At 47.5% G+C, this 15053-nt stretch carries 19 protein-coding genes and 1 riboswitch; of the genes, 11 read left to right on the top strand and 8 right to left on the bottom strand.

Going from position 1 to position 15053, the window contains the following annotated elements; genetic code table 11:
* Window positions 1-212 precede the first annotated feature (212 nt).
* The 4 genes from INF29_RS12080 to INF29_RS12095 form a co-directional block, all read right to left on the bottom strand.
* The gene (locus INF29_RS12080) at window positions 213-788 is read right to left on the bottom strand and encodes an ECF transporter S component (RefSeq protein WP_072853106.1); all 576 of its coding nucleotides are present in this window, start codon (window positions 786-788) and stop codon (window positions 213-215) included.
* Window positions 789-951: 163 nt separating this feature from the next.
* A riboswitch (FMN riboswitch) is annotated at window positions 952-1068 on the bottom strand.
* A 170-nt stretch (window positions 1069-1238) separates the two neighbouring features.
* A complete protein-coding gene (locus tag INF29_RS12085; protein WP_193486839.1) occupies window positions 1239-1928 on the bottom strand; it encodes a copper amine oxidase N-terminal domain-containing protein in 690 nt (229 codons plus the stop codon).
* Window positions 1929-2038: 110 nt separating this feature from the next.
* The gene (locus tag INF29_RS12090) at window positions 2039-4186 is read right to left on the bottom strand and encodes a Tex family protein (protein WP_193486841.1); all 2148 of its coding nucleotides are present in this window, start codon (window positions 4184-4186) and stop codon (window positions 2039-2041) included.
* 209 nt (window positions 4187-4395) lie between these two features.
* Entirely contained in the window at window positions 4396-5445 is a 1050-nt protein-coding gene (locus INF29_RS12095) for an MBL fold metallo-hydrolase (RefSeq protein ID WP_072853112.1), read from the bottom strand.
* Between the two features lie 305 nt (window positions 5446-5750).
* Between INF29_RS12095 and INF29_RS12100 the strand changes: the two genes are divergently transcribed.
* Window positions 5751-5978 carry a helix-turn-helix transcriptional regulator gene (locus INF29_RS12100; RefSeq protein ID WP_022365353.1) on the top strand — a complete coding sequence of 76 codons (228 nt, stop codon included), beginning with the start codon at window positions 5751-5753 and terminating at the stop codon, window positions 5976-5978.
* A 3-nt stretch (window positions 5979-5981) separates the two neighbouring features.
* Complete coding sequence (locus INF29_RS12105) at window positions 5982-6416, top strand: DUF6773 family protein (protein WP_193486843.1); 435 nt, start codon at window positions 5982-5984, stop codon at window positions 6414-6416.
* Window positions 6417-6449: 33 nt separating this feature from the next.
* Here INF29_RS12105 and INF29_RS12110 read toward each other — a convergent pair whose 3' ends face one another.
* The gene (locus INF29_RS12110; RefSeq protein ID WP_193486845.1) at window positions 6450-6869 is read right to left on the bottom strand and encodes a hypothetical protein; all 420 of its coding nucleotides are present in this window, start codon (window positions 6867-6869) and stop codon (window positions 6450-6452) included.
* Between the two features lie 125 nt (window positions 6870-6994).
* The gene (locus tag INF29_RS12115; RefSeq protein ID WP_159432901.1) at window positions 6995-7141 is read right to left on the bottom strand and encodes a hypothetical protein; all 147 of its coding nucleotides are present in this window, start codon (window positions 7139-7141) and stop codon (window positions 6995-6997) included.
* A gap of 377 nt (window positions 7142-7518) precedes the next feature.
* Between INF29_RS12115 and INF29_RS12120 the strand changes: the two genes are divergently transcribed.
* The 8 genes from INF29_RS12120 (at window position 7519) to INF29_RS12155 (ending at window position 11870) form a co-directional block, all read left to right on the top strand.
* Window positions 7519-7764, top strand: coding sequence for a helix-turn-helix domain-containing protein (locus INF29_RS12120; RefSeq protein WP_087988339.1), 246 nt, complete (start codon window positions 7519-7521; stop codon window positions 7762-7764).
* 149 nt (window positions 7765-7913) lie between these two features.
* A complete protein-coding gene (gene rpsF / locus INF29_RS12125) occupies window positions 7914-8201 on the top strand; it encodes a 30S ribosomal protein S6 (RefSeq protein ID WP_072853122.1) in 288 nt (95 codons plus the stop codon).
* Between the two features lie 18 nt (window positions 8202-8219).
* The gene (locus INF29_RS12130; RefSeq protein WP_193486847.1) at window positions 8220-8678 is read left to right on the top strand and encodes a single-stranded DNA-binding protein; all 459 of its coding nucleotides are present in this window, start codon (window positions 8220-8222) and stop codon (window positions 8676-8678) included.
* Window positions 8679-8703: 25 nt separating this feature from the next.
* Window positions 8704-8934 (top strand): 30S ribosomal protein S18, encoded by a 231-nt coding sequence (rpsR, locus tag INF29_RS12135; protein ID WP_022255722.1) that lies wholly within the window; start codon window positions 8704-8706, stop codon window positions 8932-8934.
* Window positions 8935-9206: 272 nt separating this feature from the next.
* The gene (locus INF29_RS12140) at window positions 9207-9434 is read left to right on the top strand and encodes a DUF2508 family protein (RefSeq protein WP_072853124.1); all 228 of its coding nucleotides are present in this window, start codon (window positions 9207-9209) and stop codon (window positions 9432-9434) included.
* A gap of 22 nt (window positions 9435-9456) precedes the next feature.
* On the top strand, window positions 9457-9705 hold the full coding sequence (locus INF29_RS12145) for a pro-sigmaK processing inhibitor BofA family protein (protein WP_193486849.1): 249 nt from the start codon (window positions 9457-9459) through the stop codon (window positions 9703-9705).
* A gap of 262 nt (window positions 9706-9967) precedes the next feature.
* Window positions 9968-10984, top strand: coding sequence for a rhomboid family intramembrane serine protease (locus tag INF29_RS12150; protein ID WP_191344804.1), 1017 nt, complete (start codon window positions 9968-9970; stop codon window positions 10982-10984).
* A gap of 307 nt (window positions 10985-11291) precedes the next feature.
* On the top strand, window positions 11292-11870 hold the full coding sequence (locus tag INF29_RS12155) for a uracil-DNA glycosylase (RefSeq protein WP_193486852.1): 579 nt from the start codon (window positions 11292-11294) through the stop codon (window positions 11868-11870).
* 115 nt (window positions 11871-11985) lie between these two features.
* Here INF29_RS12155 and INF29_RS12160 read toward each other — a convergent pair whose 3' ends face one another.
* Window positions 11986-13134, bottom strand: a complete 1149-nt coding sequence (locus INF29_RS12160) for a M20 metallopeptidase family protein (protein ID WP_193486854.1) — start codon at window positions 13132-13134, stop codon at window positions 11986-11988.
* A 155-nt stretch (window positions 13135-13289) separates the two neighbouring features.
* On the opposite strand from INF29_RS12160, the gene dapD reads away from it, so the two are divergent.
* On the top strand, window positions 13290-14000 hold the full coding sequence (gene dapD, locus INF29_RS12165) for a 2,3,4,5-tetrahydropyridine-2,6-dicarboxylate N-acetyltransferase (protein ID WP_022255728.1): 711 nt from the start codon (window positions 13290-13292) through the stop codon (window positions 13998-14000).
* A gap of 292 nt (window positions 14001-14292) precedes the next feature.
* Here the strand turns inward: dapD and INF29_RS12170 are convergent.
* On the bottom strand, window positions 14293-15053 hold a 761-nt coding region (locus tag INF29_RS12170), incomplete at its 5' end, for an Ig-like domain-containing protein (protein WP_193486856.1).

Here is a 15053-nt window from a genome sequence, read left to right on the forward strand (position 1 = left end):
TATGACGGATGTGATTAATCCAAAAAGAGCCTCGCCAGACCAATTACTCCCTTATCATAAAAAAATAAGTGCAGAGGGTAAAGCACAAATGATATGCTTTATCTCTTACACTTATATGGTACTAAAAGAGAAAGCACAAAATCTCTTGCAAGGGAAAGATTTTGTGCTTTGATTCTCTCATATCACATAACAGATGGGTTGTTTTTTGGAAATCATTCCCCTTTCAGCAGATGGGAAATGGATTTATACAGTACAAATGTGATGGCGCAGTTCAGACCTGCTTTGATCAGGTTGAAAGGAATGATGGCGGGCAGCAGCATGGGGATAACTTCTTCCATGGATGTGCCCAGGAAAATAGGTGTCAGTACCAGGTTCATCAGTACCATAGCGCCTGTCATAACCAGCGCGCCTACGATGAGGGCGATGGCTGCTGTTTTTCTTGTTTTATTTCTGCGGTAGATGTTGCCGGCAATCAGTACGCAGCTGCCTGTTGCGAAGATGTGCATGATGATGCCGATGGGACCGCCGCTTGCTGCGCTGACAGTCATACCCTGAATGATGGATACGACAACGGTCAGCAGGAAACCAGCCACAGGGCCAAAAGCAAAGGTACCAATGAGGATAGGCACGTCCGCAGGATCATATTCCAGGAAAGGTGCCGCGGGAATGATGGGGAAATGCACGGTTGCCACCAGAATCAGAGAGATGGCGCCCAGCATACCCAGAGCTGTCAGTTTTCTTACATTCTGTTTTCTTTTTACCGCTGTTGTTTTTACTGCGTTTTCCATGATTTTTCTTCCTCCATTTTTTGTTTAGAATTTTCAGGCTTCCGCCAAGCTTTGTGACGAACTTTTTCTCTTTTTGCAAAAGAAAAAGCCTGAAAATCTTCAGGCTAAACAAGCAAAATAAAGGTTGGGCTTTTTCGCATCCGCGCGAAAAACGCACCAAACTTTTATTCTTCTCCCATCCAGACTATACTGTCGGTTTCGGAATCGCACCGAATCCTGCGCCAAAGCGCTCGCAGACTTTACTGCCGATCGGGAATTTCACCCTGCCCTGAAGAATTTCATATTTCATTTACAAGTTCATTATATCAGCTGTGAAAAAACTGTCAAGATTTTTTATTAGAAAATACTATCAAAAAAATAGGCTTTACTTTATGCAAAACAACAGTTTTCCGCAGACCATCCTGCATTCTGGAAAAAAAGCCCATGGACTGTCATGGGCTTAGAAAATGCTTAACCTTCCTGCGCTGCAGTATTCGCAGATGTTTCAGCTGCAGGTGCTTTTACAGTTGCCGGATCTACCGCAAACAGTTTAATAGCGGTTTTCGGGTCCGCACTCTTATAGTACACTTCCACCAGGCTGTCCGGTTCCAGACTGCCTGCCCGTGTCATGTCTGCCTGATCTTTGGTGAAGATCCGCAATGTGCCATCTTCCAGACGCAGCACCAGATTATACTGTGCCGCTTCCACAACGGTACCGGTCACCTGTTCCACGCCTTCCGCTGTCAGGTCTGTGAAAACAAGCTGTCCTGCCTTTGTCTGCATGGCTACAGGGAAGAAAGCGGAGAATAAGTCCGCAGGCACATACTGTACCCCGTCCAGCAGTTCCGGCGCGCCGCCGATGCTTTTTGTTTCGCCTTCTACCAGATAGGCATCCTTACCAGAAGCAAAACCAACCGTAGTTGTACCGTCAGAAAGGGTAACGGAACGTGTCTGTTTATCCCACGCTACGGTATAGCCCAGAATATCCCCTACTTCTCGTACAGGCACCAATTTTGTGCCCCATTCATCTGCGTACAGAGACTGGGTTACTTCTGTATCCTGCACCATCATGGTACCGGAAATTTTTTCCGCCCCAAAAGCTGTTGTGCCGCAGCCCAATGTCAAAATACCAGCCAGCATATATGCCATCATCCGTTTCATAATCCTCTCTCCCTTCCAATAGGTACTTTTGGTCTTTTTTTCAGTATATCAAATAGTATGGCACAAAAACATTACATTTCTGTAAAGAATCTTTGACAAAACCATAACAATTATTCCACGCCCCGCATGGTCAGAGAAATGCGTTTGCGCTGCAAATCCACGCTCATTACTTTCACCGTCACGATATCCCCCAGTTTCACCGCTTCTAAGGGATGTTTGATGAATCGGTCGCAAATCTGAGAAATATGCACCAGACCATCCTGATGAACGCCGATGTCCACAAACACGCCGAAGTCAATGACATTACGGACAGTGCCTTTCAGGACCATGCCTTCTTTCAAATCCTCCATGGTCAGTACGTCACTGCGAAGGACAGGGGCAGGGGCTTCATCACGGGGGTCACGACCGGGTTTTTCCAGTTCCTTGACGATATCCTGCAAGGTAGGCAGACCGATGCCCAGTTTTTCCGCTGTTTCTTCTGTCATGCTGACTTTGTTTGCCAAGCCTTTCACCTGACCAGACGCCACATCATCCAGAGAATAGCCGCAGAGTTTCAGCAATGCTTCCGCCGCCTTATAGCTTTCGGGATGAACGCCAGTCTTATCCAAAGGCATATCGCTTTCGGCAATGCGCAGGAAACCGGCGCACTGTTCAAAGGCTTTGGGACCCAGTTTGGGCACTTTTTTCAGTTCTTTCCGGTTATGGAACAGACCGTTTTCTTCACGATATGTGAGAATATTTTTCGCAACGGTGTTGTTGATGCCTGCTACATAAGAAAGCAGAGCCGGGCTTGCAGTGTTCAAATCAACGCCGACGCTGTTTACACAGTCCTCTACCACGCCGCCTAATGTTTCGCCCAGACGTTTCTGGTTCATGTCATGCTGATACTGCCCAACGCCGATGGATTTGGGGTCGATTTTCACCAGTTCCGCCAGAGGGTCTTGGATACGTCTGCCAATGGAAACGGCAGAGCGCAGGGCAACGTCATAATCCGGGAATTCCTCCGCACCCAGTTTGGAAGCGGAATACACAGAAGCCCCTGCTTCGTTGGCAATGATGTAATAAACTTTTTTATCCAGTTTTTTCAGCATTTCCGCCACAAACTGCTCCGATTCTCTGGAAGCGGTGCCGTTGCCGATGGAAATCAGGTCTACATCGTATTTTTTGATAAGAGCCGTCAGTTTCTTTTCCGCTTCGGCGGTCTTGTTCTGAGGGGGTGTGGGATAGACCACGGTAGTTTCCAGGGGTTTGCCTGTTTCATCAATAACGGCAATCTTACAGCCAGTACGATAAGCAGGGTCTAATGCCAGCACGGTTTTTCCCTTGATGGGCGGCTGCAAGAGAAGCTGTTTCAGGTTTTCCCGGAATACACCCATGGCGGATTCTTCGGCTTTTTCTGTCAAATCGTTACGGATTTCCCGTTCCAGAGAGGGGGCAATAAGGCGTTTATAGCTGTCGGCAATGACTTCCTGCAACAATTCCACCGCAGGGCTGTTTTTGCGGATGAGCTTCCGTTCCAGTTTTTGCAGGAGTCTTTCTTCGTCCCCTTCCAGCTTCACTGTCAGGATGCCTTCTTTTTCCCCACGGTTTACCGCAAGGATGCGATGTCCTGCGGCTTTTTGCAGAGGTTCGCTGTAATCGTAGTACATTTCGTAGACGGTTGGTTCTGTCTGTTCTTTTGCCGCCTTTGTCACCAGCTGACCATGTTTCACGGTTTCTTCCCGGAGCATTTTCCGCAGGTCTGCGTCATCGGAGAACTGTTCTGCCAGAATATCTTTTGCCCCATTGATGGCATCTTCCACAGTTTCCACGCCTTTTTCCGCGTCTACAAAAGCGGCGGCGTATTCTTCCAGCGGCACCAGAAATGCCTGTCCGAAAATGTATTCCGCCAGAGGCGCCAGACCTTTTTCCTTGGCAATGGATGCACGGGTGCGGCGTTTGGGGCGGTAAGGACGGTAAATATCCTCGATTTCTGTCTGGGTCATTGCCCCTTCCAGTTTTGCGGAAAGTTCATCAGTCATAGCACCCTGTTCCGTAATGGCATTGCGCACCATTTCCCGTTTTTCTTCCAGATTCCGCAGGGCAGTGAGCCGTTCCGCCAGCTGACGGATGATCTGGTCATCCAGAGAGCCGGTGACTTCCTTACGATAACGGGCAATGAAAGGCACGGTGTTCCCTTCATCCAGCAGTTTCACGGTGTTTTCCACCTGAGAAGCCTTGATGCCCAGTTCTATCTGTAACTGTTTCAAAATATCCATAGATGTGTTTCCTTTCTCCAAAAAAATATCTCTTTTTCCATTTTAGCATACAAAATGGACGGTTGCCGAAAAAATTTTCTTCCTCCGTTTTCCAAAAAACGTGTTTTTCCGCATACAAAACGCGGAATGAAAACAATCCCCGTAAAAATACAACAGCTGGAACCCTATACAAGGATTCCAGCCATATTTGTTTTCTGACGTTTTTTCCTTTATTTCGCACGGTAGTTTTTCCAGATGCAGTCCAGTTTGGATTTGCACAAAGCACCATCCATGGTGAGCCAGTAAGCGTTTTTGCCATCTACCACTTTCCGCTCCGCATAGCCTCTGCACACCAGATAATCCAGATGGGCAATGGTTTCCCCTACGGCGAACCAACGCTGGGACAGAGGGAATTCCTCCCATGTTTTCCCGCGCATGGACCAGCGCAGGCAAGCGGCAATCTTTGTGGCATGACTGCCGGGGAACTGCTGGATGGCGTCTACCGTTTCTTTCATTCGTTTCAAATGATGCTCCACGATTTCGTCCATACGTTCATAAACGTTCATATCGTTTTTCCGATGGGCAGGCAGGGCTGTCCGAATGGGGATATCCCTTGTTTTCACCAGGGAATCCAGATAATTTCCCAGAGAATCCGCTGTGCCTACCCAACAGGTGATGTTGGGGGTGATGTCAAAAAGGATATGGTCTGCCGTAAAGAGGAGCTGTTCCTCTCTCTGGTACAGAAGCATCTGCCCCGGTGTGTGTCCGGGCACCAGAATGCACTGAAATTTCCATTTCCCTACGGTGATCACGTCCCCGTCCTCCAGCTCTTCCACATCGAAAAAGCATTCCGGCTCAAAACCTCTGGCAGGATTGCCGCTGTGGAGGATATTGATCTGTTCCTGTGTAAAGCCTTCGGCAATGAAATTGGCATCGGAAACTTTCCAGACTTCTCCCACCATCAGCCCTTCCAAAACGGCATAATCCACACGGCTCATGTACATTTTGCCGGGCTTGTCCTTCATAAGGGTAGGCGCCAGACCGGTATGGTCTGCGTGAAGATGGGTCAGGAACAGATTTGTCTTTTCCCAGTCCGCGTCCAGTTCTGCCAGCCCTTCCAGAAGGGCATCCAGACATTCTTTCCGATTGAATCCAGTATCTATAATCAGTGTTTCGCCGCTGTCCTGAATGACATAGCAGTTCAGGTTTTTCAGGGGATTGTCCGGCAGAGGCACATCCACCCGATAAACGGCGGGGTTTTCATATATCTTTGTCAGCATAGTTGTGTTCCTTTCTCTTTTTCAAACTGCATTTATTATAAAACAATCAGACAGTGGCATACAAGGCGGAAATCAGACGGTTTTTCTATGGTATTTCTCATTTGCTTTGAGCAAAATGCAGATTTTTTGCAGGAAACCATTTCCTTTGGGGCATCTTTATCAGAAAACAAAAAGCAATGTTTTCTCAAGGAGAAGCTGTTTGGTCTGTCCTGTTTTTTTATAAAAATTCCATTTTTATTTTTCATAATGTAATATATACTTGACATTTAGAAAGATATAGTATATAAATAAAGTAAGAGATGAAAATGAAGATACAGGAAGGGGGAACATCCTTGAAAAATCTGAAGCTGAAAGCCGCCCGGGCGGCGAAAGACCTTTCCCAAGAGCAATTGGCACAACTGGTGGGCGTCACCCGGCAGACCATCGGCATGATTGAGGCTGGGAAGTACAACCCTACCCTAAACCTGTGCATTGCCATCTGCAAGGCGCTGGGAAAAACACTGGATGAATTATTCTGGAACGAGGAGGAATGAGGTATGATCAAAGACGAACGTATTGAACAGGCAAGGAACAAAATCTGGGCAGAAATGATGCAGATTCTGTATTTTATTGCGGTATTGTCCTTTGTGGTAAAAATCCTGTTCCTGCACCAGAGTTTGCAGGACTGCACTTTGGAATATGTGATTTTGATTCTGACACCCATTTATCAGATGATTCGTGCCAGACAGATGGGCGTTGTGCTGAATGTAGTGGCAAAGCCCAATCCCAAACGGCTGGTGGCTTCTCTGGTGGGTGGCATGGTGGCTGTGGGCATCTGCTTTGCCATGCAGACAGAAACAAAACAGCCTGCGGAAATCTTCACCATGCTGGGCACCTTCGTAGTGGTATTTCTGGTGGTGCAGTTCGGCATGTACCGCATGGGCAAACGCAGACAGGAAAAGCTGGAAAAAGAATATGACGATGAGGATTAAAAAACCGTGGTACTTTGTACCACGGTTTTTCATTCAATCTAAATTCCACCGCCTGCAAAGGCGAATGAGGGACAGCACAAAAATCACAAGGGACAATCCCAACAGCACTTTCAGCCAAAAAGTCTGATTTGTCAGAGAAAACGCCAAGCCGGGCACAGTCACCGCAAATCCCAGCACTGCCACGACAATGCCATAGCCCACCAGCAAAAGCCCGAAGGCATGCACAGGAATCCCTTTTCGCTTCATACCCACCAGCACATCCACCACCAGACAGGCGCCAAGGCAAAAAGCGGAATCTCCCAAGTTCAGTCCCCTAAAAGGAAAATCCGGGGCGAAAAGGGTCTGCGCCAGACACAGGGCAATGAAGCCGCTGAACAGGCAGCCGTCTTTCTGGGGACTGCGTTTCCATCGCTTTTCAAATTCCGCTTGCAGGATTTTTTCGTCTTCTGTCATGGAACATCCCCCCTCTGCCTTTCAATCATTTATCTTCTTTTATGATACCACAGGTCTGACAAGTTTTCCTCGGACAAATCCACGAAAAACCAGTGTAGACAGCAGACAATCTGCACGATGTATGTCTAGAAATCATGGCGGCTACCGCCATCGCTTCCGATTTCCTCAAAAATATTTATAATCTCCTCTATTTTCTGAAAACATGCCGCATCTGTCAGGCTTTCATCCTCCAAAACAGCCTTAATTTTCCGCAACGCTTCATAACATCGCATTTCCAACAATTCTTCCACCGAAAAAGATAATTCTGGAAAGCAACTTCCCATTAAGAAAACATTACTTTTCCTTGATTTCTTGATGGGAATTGCGACGGCTATCTTCAGAAGAAAACAAATCCAAATATAATCTCAGTAAAATAAGAAAGCCAAAATTCTCTATATGACAAGGATTTTAGCTTTCTTTTTTTCTTATGAAGATGCCCCTAAAATGTATTTCTATTTTCTGTTTTGCTAAAATTTCCACCAACATTTCCGTATATAAATCCATTTTTTCACCATCCTTCCAATGTGGACTAATTCTAGTCCCATTATACCATAGGGATTTCCTAGAATGAAGCAAAAAAGAACTTGTTTCAGTCCACAAGGAGGTACCCATGGAACCAAAAATCAAACAATCCCCCACCATCCCCATTGGGGAAAACATCCGCCGCATCCGTCTGGAAAAAGGCATGGGACAGACAGAGCTTGTCCGGCAGATTCAGCTTCTGGGCGTTCCCCTGACCAGAGAATCTCTGGTGAAAATCGAACGGGGCATTCAGCACATCTCCGCCGTCCAGCTTCGTGCCATTCGAGATGTGCTCCAAACCACCTACGACGCCCTCCTTGCGGAAAAATCCTGAAAAAATGCAAATTTTCCGAAAAAAATCCTTGCCTTTTTCTTTTTGGTATGCTATGCTGTTTTGGTATGGGCGCATACGTCCATCTAGAAGTAAATCCTTGCTCTTTCTTCGGGAAAGGGCCATTAGTCCAAAAGGAGGTGTAACCTAACATGAACAAATACGAATTGGCGTTGGTATTGAGTCCCGCACTTGACGATGAAGGCAGAGCGGCTGAAGTTGCCAAAGTACAGGCTGTCCTGGAAAGATTCGGCGCAAAAATCGAAAAAGTTGATGATTGGGGCAAAAGAAAACTCGCTTACGAAATCCAGAAAGTAAACGAAGGTTTCTACAGCTTCACAACTTTCGAAGCACCCGCTTCTGCACCTGCAGAAATCGAAGCTCGTATGCGTATTATGGAAAACGTTCTGCGTTATCTCATCATCCGCAAAGAAGCGTAAGAAAAAGGAGGGTTTTCTATGAACAAAGTGATTTTGATGGGCAGACTGACAAAGGACCCCGAGGTGCGTTATGCGCAGGGCAGTGAACCCCTTGCAGTAGCCAGATACACTTTGGCAGTGAACCGCCGTTTCAAACGACAAGGCGAGCAGGACGCTGACTTTATCGGATGCGTTGCATTCGGCAAAGCTGGCGAGTTTGCAGAAAAATATTTCAAAAAAGGTCAAATGGTCGGCGTTGTCGGCAGATTACAGGTTCGTTCCTGGGACGACAACGAAGGGAAAAGACACTGGACAACAGAAGTTGTCGTAGAAGAACAGCACTTTGCAGAAAGCAGAGCGTCCTTCGAAAACAACAGCAGCCGTGGTGACTATGCCCCTGCTGCTCCCGCACCCGCTGCTCCCAAGCAGACAAGCGGCGGCGCTGACGGTTTCTACCCCATCGACGAAAGCATCGAAGACGACGATTTGCCCTTCTAAATTCATCGAAAAGGAGGCTCGGAACATGATTCAGAAAAAACGTGGTCGCAGAAAAAAACGCGTATGCCAGTGCTGTGCAGATAAAGTGACAACAATCGATTACAAAGATGTAAGCAAACTGAGAAGATACGTTTCCGAAAGAGGTAAAATCCTTCCCAGAAGAATCACAGGCAACTGCGCAAAACATCAGAGAGCGCTGACAACAGCAATCAAGAGAGCAAGACACGTATCCCTGATGCCCTACACACAGGACTAAGATACCGCTCGATTTTTTACAAACACAAGATTTCCCTTTGGGGGCATCTTCATAAGAAAACAAGGAAAGCTGAAATTCTTAAAAAAGGATTTCAGCTTTTTTATTTTGACTGAATGAACGATGATGTTTTCTTATGAAGATAGCTCAGTTTTTTTCTGCTCATTTTTCCTTCCCCTGCCCTGTCCTTTTGGACAAAAACAGGAATAAAACCCAGTTTTTTCGCCTATATTATCTACAAAGGTCGTACATCCGGCGAAAGGAGGGGTTTTTGGATGCACAAAAGAAAAAAAGCCACCGAGGGCGAAAAAGTTCTGGCTGCCATTTACGCCATCCAGTTAGAGCTGCGGCGGGCACAGGCAGGCTTTCAGGATGAAACCGACGAAGCCCTCATTGACAGCTACATTTACGAGATCATCTCTCTGCATAAAAAATACGAATATTACCTGCGGCGGGCAAAGGAATTAGGGCTGGCTGCCGCAGGATGCGCGAAAATCAGCTGATACAAATAAAGGGGGAAGAAATATGAGTTCTACCACCGTTTTATCTGCCATGGTCATCACCTGCCTGGTGATCGTGGTGCTGGTGGCGCTGGCAAAGCCCCTGCAGGGGCTTTTTCGCTTTCTGCTTTCAGGGATTTTGGGCTCTGCCCTGCTCTTTCTTTTGAGCAGGCTGGGCTTTGCCGTAGGCGTCAATGCTGTCACCTTTGTGGTAACAGGGCTGTTGGGGATGCCGGGGGTGGCAGGTCTTGTGGTGCTGAGCCATTTTCTTTGAGAAAATGTAGGTTTTTGTAAACTCCTGTCGAGAAGAAATGGCAGAAAAATCATTGGGGCAAATTGACAGCACGCCATGATTTGTGATATGATATCCACAGATAAGATCAGTATCGGAAACGCTGGTTTTATCGGAAACAAAGTCTTCTTTTATGATAAGAATACCCCCATTTTTCTTATCACTTGCCGAAAAGAACCATCGGGTCCCCCAATCCGATGGCTTTTTTCATTTTTCCCCATTTTTTCTAGAAAGGAGTCTTTCTATGACACCTGAACAACTGGCAACGGATCTGAAAAGCCTGCTTTTACAGAAGGACTTTCGCCTTGTACAGCAGCCCGAGGACACTCCTGCATTTGATCTGTACATACGCATTGAAAACCCTGTTTGCTGTGTGCTGGCAGTACAACCCCATGACACTGCCGAACATCGGGAAGATGTGGCAGCCTTTGTGGAAGGGCTGCAAAAACAGCTTCCTCAGATCCAATGTACCCAGCTCATCTGTCTGTATCTGACCATCGGCGCGGAGTCTTTGGCGGAAGTACATCCTCTGGCAGACACAGACCGCATGGGCAATCTGCACCACATCGCTTGGCATTACGCCACGGACACACAAACCTTGCAGACAGCCGACGGCAGCCCGGACAAGCTCATGGGCATTGAAAAACTGCTGCGGATGGCAGCCACCGGCGAAGAACTGCCCAAGGACACCCTGCGGAAAGACACCGCCGGAAAACGCCCCGTGGTAACTTTCACTATTTTTGCCATCTGCGCTGCCCTGCTCCTTTACGGCATGGTAACAGGACAAAACGAATTTCTCTGGGAGCGTTTCAGCGTCAGCAGAGAAGCAGTATTGGGGCAGGGGCAGTATTACCGCCTCATCACTGCCATGTTCTTCCACGGCAGTATCATGCACCTTGCCGCCAACAGCATTTACCTCTTTTACTTCGGCAGTCGGGCAGAACTGCTGCTGGGCAAAGTTCGCTATGTGATCCTGTATCTCATTTCCGGTATCTGCGGCGGACTATGCAGCATTTTTCTGGGGCATTACGCCTCCATTGGCGCATCTGGTGCCATCTTCGGACTTTTGGGCGCCATGCTCATCCTCACACGGGAGAAAGGTTCCCGTTATACAGGCATGAACTACGCCACCATGATATTGCTGGCATTCACAGCCCTTGCCATGGGCTTTCTGGATGTGGGTGTGGACAACTGGGCACATCTGGGAGGTTTCCTCTCCGGCGCGCTGGTGTTCTTCCTCATGTTCCGTGCCAAAGAATGAGCCCTGCGGACGGTTGTTCCCTCTTGACAAGGTGGGAGCGACCGTCTTTTTTTGCACAAAACCGACCACTTTTCCCCACAGGTTTTCCACGTCTTTTTTTGGGGATAACTTGCCATTTATACACAGAATAGGATACAATAAGTGGGAAAAGGTGAAAATGTAACAAAAACCACACCAAATTTTCAATATATTCCACCAAATAAATTTGAAAAAACAAGATATAGTCCACAGGCAACCCATGTTATCCACACTTTTTCTGTGGATAAGTGTAAAACCATGTGGATAACCGGAAAGGAAGGATAGAAAAATGGACCATTTGACACAATTATGTGCCAGATTGCAGGAAGCCGCATCCGCTTCCCCCTACGCAGAAAAAAAACTGGTGTTCGGTGACGGCTGCCAGAATCCCCGACTGATGATGATCGGCGAAGCCCCCGGCGGCGATGAAGAAAAGCAGGGTCGTCCCTTTGTGGGCAAAGCAGGGAAAAACCTGTCTGCGTTTCTGGAAACCATCGGCTTGAATCGGGAAGAAATCTACATCTCCAATGTGGTGAAGCTGCGCCCCACCAAGGAAAGCCCTAAAACAGGAAAAGCCGTGAACCGTCCCCCTTCCAAGGATGAAATCGCCTTTTTCCTGCCCTTCCTACAGGAAGAAATCAAAGTGGTGAATCCCCAATGGATTGTCACATTGGGCAATGTGCCGCTGAAAGCCGTCACAGGGGATGCCAAAGCCGTCATTGGCGACTGGCACGGCAAGCCTTTCACGCTGGAGGACGGCAAAATTCTGTTCCCTCTCTACCACCCCGCTGCCATCATCTACAATCGGGCATTGTCCGAAACTTATCAGCAAGACCTGATGACACTGAAAGGATTATTGGAAAAATAAGCATACAAAAAGGAACCCTTTCAGAAAACATGTCTGATAAAATCCTATAAAATAAACAAGCTGGAATCCTTTTTTACCGCAAAGATTCCAGCTTTTTGTTTGCTTATAAAGTTTTTTATTCTGCCAGTTTTTTCAACAGTTTTGCATAGGTTTCCACGCCCAACGCCAAAATTTCCTCATCAAACTGGAACTGTGCGCTATGGAGAGAATGGGTATAGCCTTTTTCCGCGTTGCCACTGCCTAAGAAAAAGAACATGCCCGGTACTTTCTGCAGATACAGAGAGAAATCCTCTGCCAGCATATAAGGGGGTGTTTCTTCGTAAGCATCCCCTGCCACTTCCTGCAAAAGTTCCACCAGTTTGGGGTCGTTATCCACCACGCGATACATGTGACGGAACACGGCTTCTCCTTTGCAGCCATAACCAGCGGCAATACCAGAAGCCACTTCCTGGACGCGTTTTGTCATGGTTTCGTAGGCTTCATCACTGAATGCACGCATGGTGCCTTCCAGCTTCACTTCCTTGGCAATGATGTTGCAGGCTTCGCCGCCGTGGATGGCACCGAAGGTAAGTACGCCGCTGTCCAAGGGGGATACATTCCGGGAAAGGATGGTATGCAGTCCTGTAATGACTGCCCCTGCTGCCAGCACCGCGTCATGCCCCAGCTGGGGCTGCGCGCCGTGGGCACTTTCCCCGTAAATATGCACATCCACTTCCCCGTTTCTTGCCATCATAGCGCCTTTGCGGCAAGCCACTTTCCCCTGAGGCACCTGAGGGAAGATATGACAGCCGATGATGCAGCGGACAGGATGTTTTTCAAAGAGTCCTGCATCCACCAGAAGCTGTGCACCGCCGGGACCTTCTTCCGCAGGCTGGAAAATGAGGACAACATCGTTTTCCAGTTCGTCTTTGTGTTCCTGCAAGTATTTGGCAAAGCCCAGCAATACTGTCACATGTCCATCGTGACCGCAGGCATGCATACAGCCCACATGCTCCGAGGTGAAGTCGCAGCCTGTCTGTTCTGTTACCGGCAGGGCATCCATATCCGCGCGGAATGCCACCGCTTCTTTCTTACCTTTGCCCCGAATCACTGCCACCACGCCTGTTTCCAGCCATGTTTCCAGCTCTGTGATGCCGAAGCCCTCCAGTTTTTCCCGAATATAGGCGGAGGTTTTGTATTCCTTCAGCCCCAGTTCGGGGATTTTATGCAAATCGCGGCGAATCTGCCGCAGTTCTTCTACCATATTTTGAAAATACGTTTCCATTGGCTTTCCTCCTTTGTTCTGATTGTTCTCATTGTTCTCATTGTATCACAGACATCTTTCTTTGGAAAGGATACAAATTCTGTGGAAAATCTGCCCAATTTCGTATATAATAAAAGGCAAATACAAAAATCAAAAAATAAAGGAGAGATTTACCCATGGATTATGATATGACCAATCCCTATGAAATTGCGAAATACATCAAGGAAGCCAAAAAGGCAACACCTGTCAAAGTATATGTAAAAGGCGACCTGAGCGGCGCATCCGCAGAAGGCGTAAAAGTATTCGGTCAGGGGGATTTCTGGATCCTCATGGGCGACCACGCTGCCGTACAGGCTCTGCTGGACAGCAAAAAAGACGCCATTGTTGACTGCGCTATGGAATATGACAGAAGAAACTCCGCTGTTCCCATGCTGGACATCACTGGCGTGGAAGCACGCATCGAACCCGGCGCATTCATCCGTGACCGGGTAAGCATCGGCAAAAACGCTGTTGTTATGATGGGCGCTGTGATCAACATCGGTGCGGAAATCGGCGAAGGCTCCATGGTTGACATGAACGCTGTTCTGGGCGCAAGAGCAACTGTAGGCAAAAACGTACACGTTGGCGCAGGTGCAGTGCTGGCAGGCGTTCTGGAACCCCCCAGCGCAACACCCGTTATCGTAGAAGACGGCGTAATGATCGGCGCTAACGCAGTGGTACTGGAAGGCGTACGCATCGGCGCTAACGCTGTTGTTGCAGCAGGCGCTGTGGTAACAGAAGACGTACCCGCAGGCGCTGTTGTAGCTGGCTCCCCTGCTAAAGTCATCAAAATGAAAGACGAAAAGACAGAAGGCAAAACACAGCTCATGGAAGACCTGAGAAAATAATCCTTTCTGGAAAGCAAAACATCCCCTCTCTCAGGGGCATCTTCATAAGAAAACAAAGAAAGCTAAAATCCTTATCACGACAAAGGATTTTAGTTTTCTTATTTTTTTTATTAAGATTTTTGTTATGTTTTCTTATGAAGACAGCCATCGCAATTCCCCTTAAGAAATCAGGGAAAATAAAAATCAATGTTTTCTTAAGGGGAAGTTGCTTTAAGAGGGGATGTTTTTTGTTGGGACAGAAAAAAGGCGGCAGTTGCCTGCCGCCGGAAAGAATCTTTATGATGTGTATCATTTACCAGAAATTCCAGAAGGAAGCAGCTGCTGGGGTTTCTGTCTTGGTGCCAGGTTTCATGGCTTTCTGGAAATCTGTCATGGCATTCTGCAATTTGGTGTAAGCTGCATTCACAGTATTCTGGGAAGTCAGAGGGGCTGTCAGAATTTTTTCTGCTTCTGCCACTGCAGTAACCAATGCGGTTTTCTGTGCCTGAGGTACCCATTTTTCCGTAGGTGCCACATCTGTGCCGTTATTAGAAGATACTTTTACACCTTCCATGGCTTTCTTCGCTTCTGCTACCTTTGCCTTCAGTGTGTCCACGTTGGATACACTGACTTTAATGGTGAAAGTACCTACTACATTGCTGCCATCCTGCGCAGTCGCCTTAATGACAGCCTGACCGGGCATCAAAGCAGTGACTTTCCCATTTTCCACTTTGACTACGTCAGGATTTTCACTAGTCCAAACAACAGTCTTGTTTGTAGCATCGCCGGGCTGTACATCTGCTGTCAATGTTGCGACGTCGTTCACATTCAGTGTGTTTTTGCCGCTGATGGTAATCTGTGTCACTTTTACATCAGCCTTTGTTACGGTTACAGTACAGGTTGCTGTTTTATCTCCCGCTTTGGCAGTAATAATGGCTGTTCCTTCTGCTTTCGCTGTCACTTTGCCGTTATTGTCCACTGTCGCAACATTTGTTGCATTGCTTTCCCATGCAACCGTTCTGTTTGTTGCATTATCAGGTTTTACTGTTGCAGTCAGAGTTGCTTCCTTTCCAG

The sequence above is a fragment of the Anaerotignum lactatifermentans genome, assembly GCF_014982935.1.
GTDB lineage: Bacteria > Bacillota > Clostridia > Lachnospirales > Anaerotignaceae > Anaerotignum > Anaerotignum lactatifermentans.

Bases quoted from the DNA above. Each gene is read 5' to 3' on its own strand.
- INF29_RS12080 (WP_072853106.1), bottom strand. From the start codon at position 788: ATGGAAAACGCAGTAAAAACAACAGCGGTAAAAAGAAAACAGAATGTA.
- INF29_RS12085 (WP_193486839.1), bottom strand. From the start codon at position 1,928: ATGAAACGGATGATGGCATATATGCTGGCTGGTATTTTGACATTGGGC.
- INF29_RS12090 (WP_193486841.1), bottom strand. From the start codon at position 4,186: ATGGATATTTTGAAACAGTTACAGATAGAACTGGGCATCAAGGCTTCT.
- INF29_RS12095 (WP_072853112.1), bottom strand. From the start codon at position 5,445: ATGCTGACAAAGATATATGAAAACCCCGCCGTTTATCGGGTGGATGTG.
- INF29_RS12100 (WP_022365353.1), top strand. From the start codon at position 5,751: ATGAAGATACAGGAAGGGGGAACATCCTTGAAAAATCTGAAGCTGAAA.
- INF29_RS12105 (WP_193486843.1), top strand. From the start codon at position 5,982: ATGATCAAAGACGAACGTATTGAACAGGCAAGGAACAAAATCTGGGCA.
- INF29_RS12110 (WP_193486845.1), bottom strand. From the start codon at position 6,869: ATGACAGAAGACGAAAAAATCCTGCAAGCGGAATTTGAAAAGCGATGG.
- INF29_RS12115 (WP_159432901.1), bottom strand. From the start codon at position 7,141: ATGCGATGTTATGAAGCGTTGCGGAAAATTAAGGCTGTTTTGGAGGAT.
- INF29_RS12120 (WP_087988339.1), top strand. From the start codon at position 7,519: ATGGAACCAAAAATCAAACAATCCCCCACCATCCCCATTGGGGAAAAC.
- rpsF (WP_072853122.1), top strand. From the start codon at position 7,914: ATGAACAAATACGAATTGGCGTTGGTATTGAGTCCCGCACTTGACGAT.
- INF29_RS12130 (WP_193486847.1), top strand. From the start codon at position 8,220: ATGAACAAAGTGATTTTGATGGGCAGACTGACAAAGGACCCCGAGGTG.
- rpsR (WP_022255722.1), top strand. From the start codon at position 8,704: ATGATTCAGAAAAAACGTGGTCGCAGAAAAAAACGCGTATGCCAGTGC.
- INF29_RS12140 (WP_072853124.1), top strand. From the start codon at position 9,207: ATGCACAAAAGAAAAAAAGCCACCGAGGGCGAAAAAGTTCTGGCTGCC.
- INF29_RS12145 (WP_193486849.1), top strand. From the start codon at position 9,457: ATGAGTTCTACCACCGTTTTATCTGCCATGGTCATCACCTGCCTGGTG.
- INF29_RS12150 (WP_191344804.1), top strand. From the start codon at position 9,968: ATGACACCTGAACAACTGGCAACGGATCTGAAAAGCCTGCTTTTACAG.
- INF29_RS12155 (WP_193486852.1), top strand. From the start codon at position 11,292: ATGGACCATTTGACACAATTATGTGCCAGATTGCAGGAAGCCGCATCC.
- INF29_RS12160 (WP_193486854.1), bottom strand. From the start codon at position 13,134: ATGGAAACGTATTTTCAAAATATGGTAGAAGAACTGCGGCAGATTCGC.
- dapD (WP_022255728.1), top strand. From the start codon at position 13,290: ATGGATTATGATATGACCAATCCCTATGAAATTGCGAAATACATCAAG.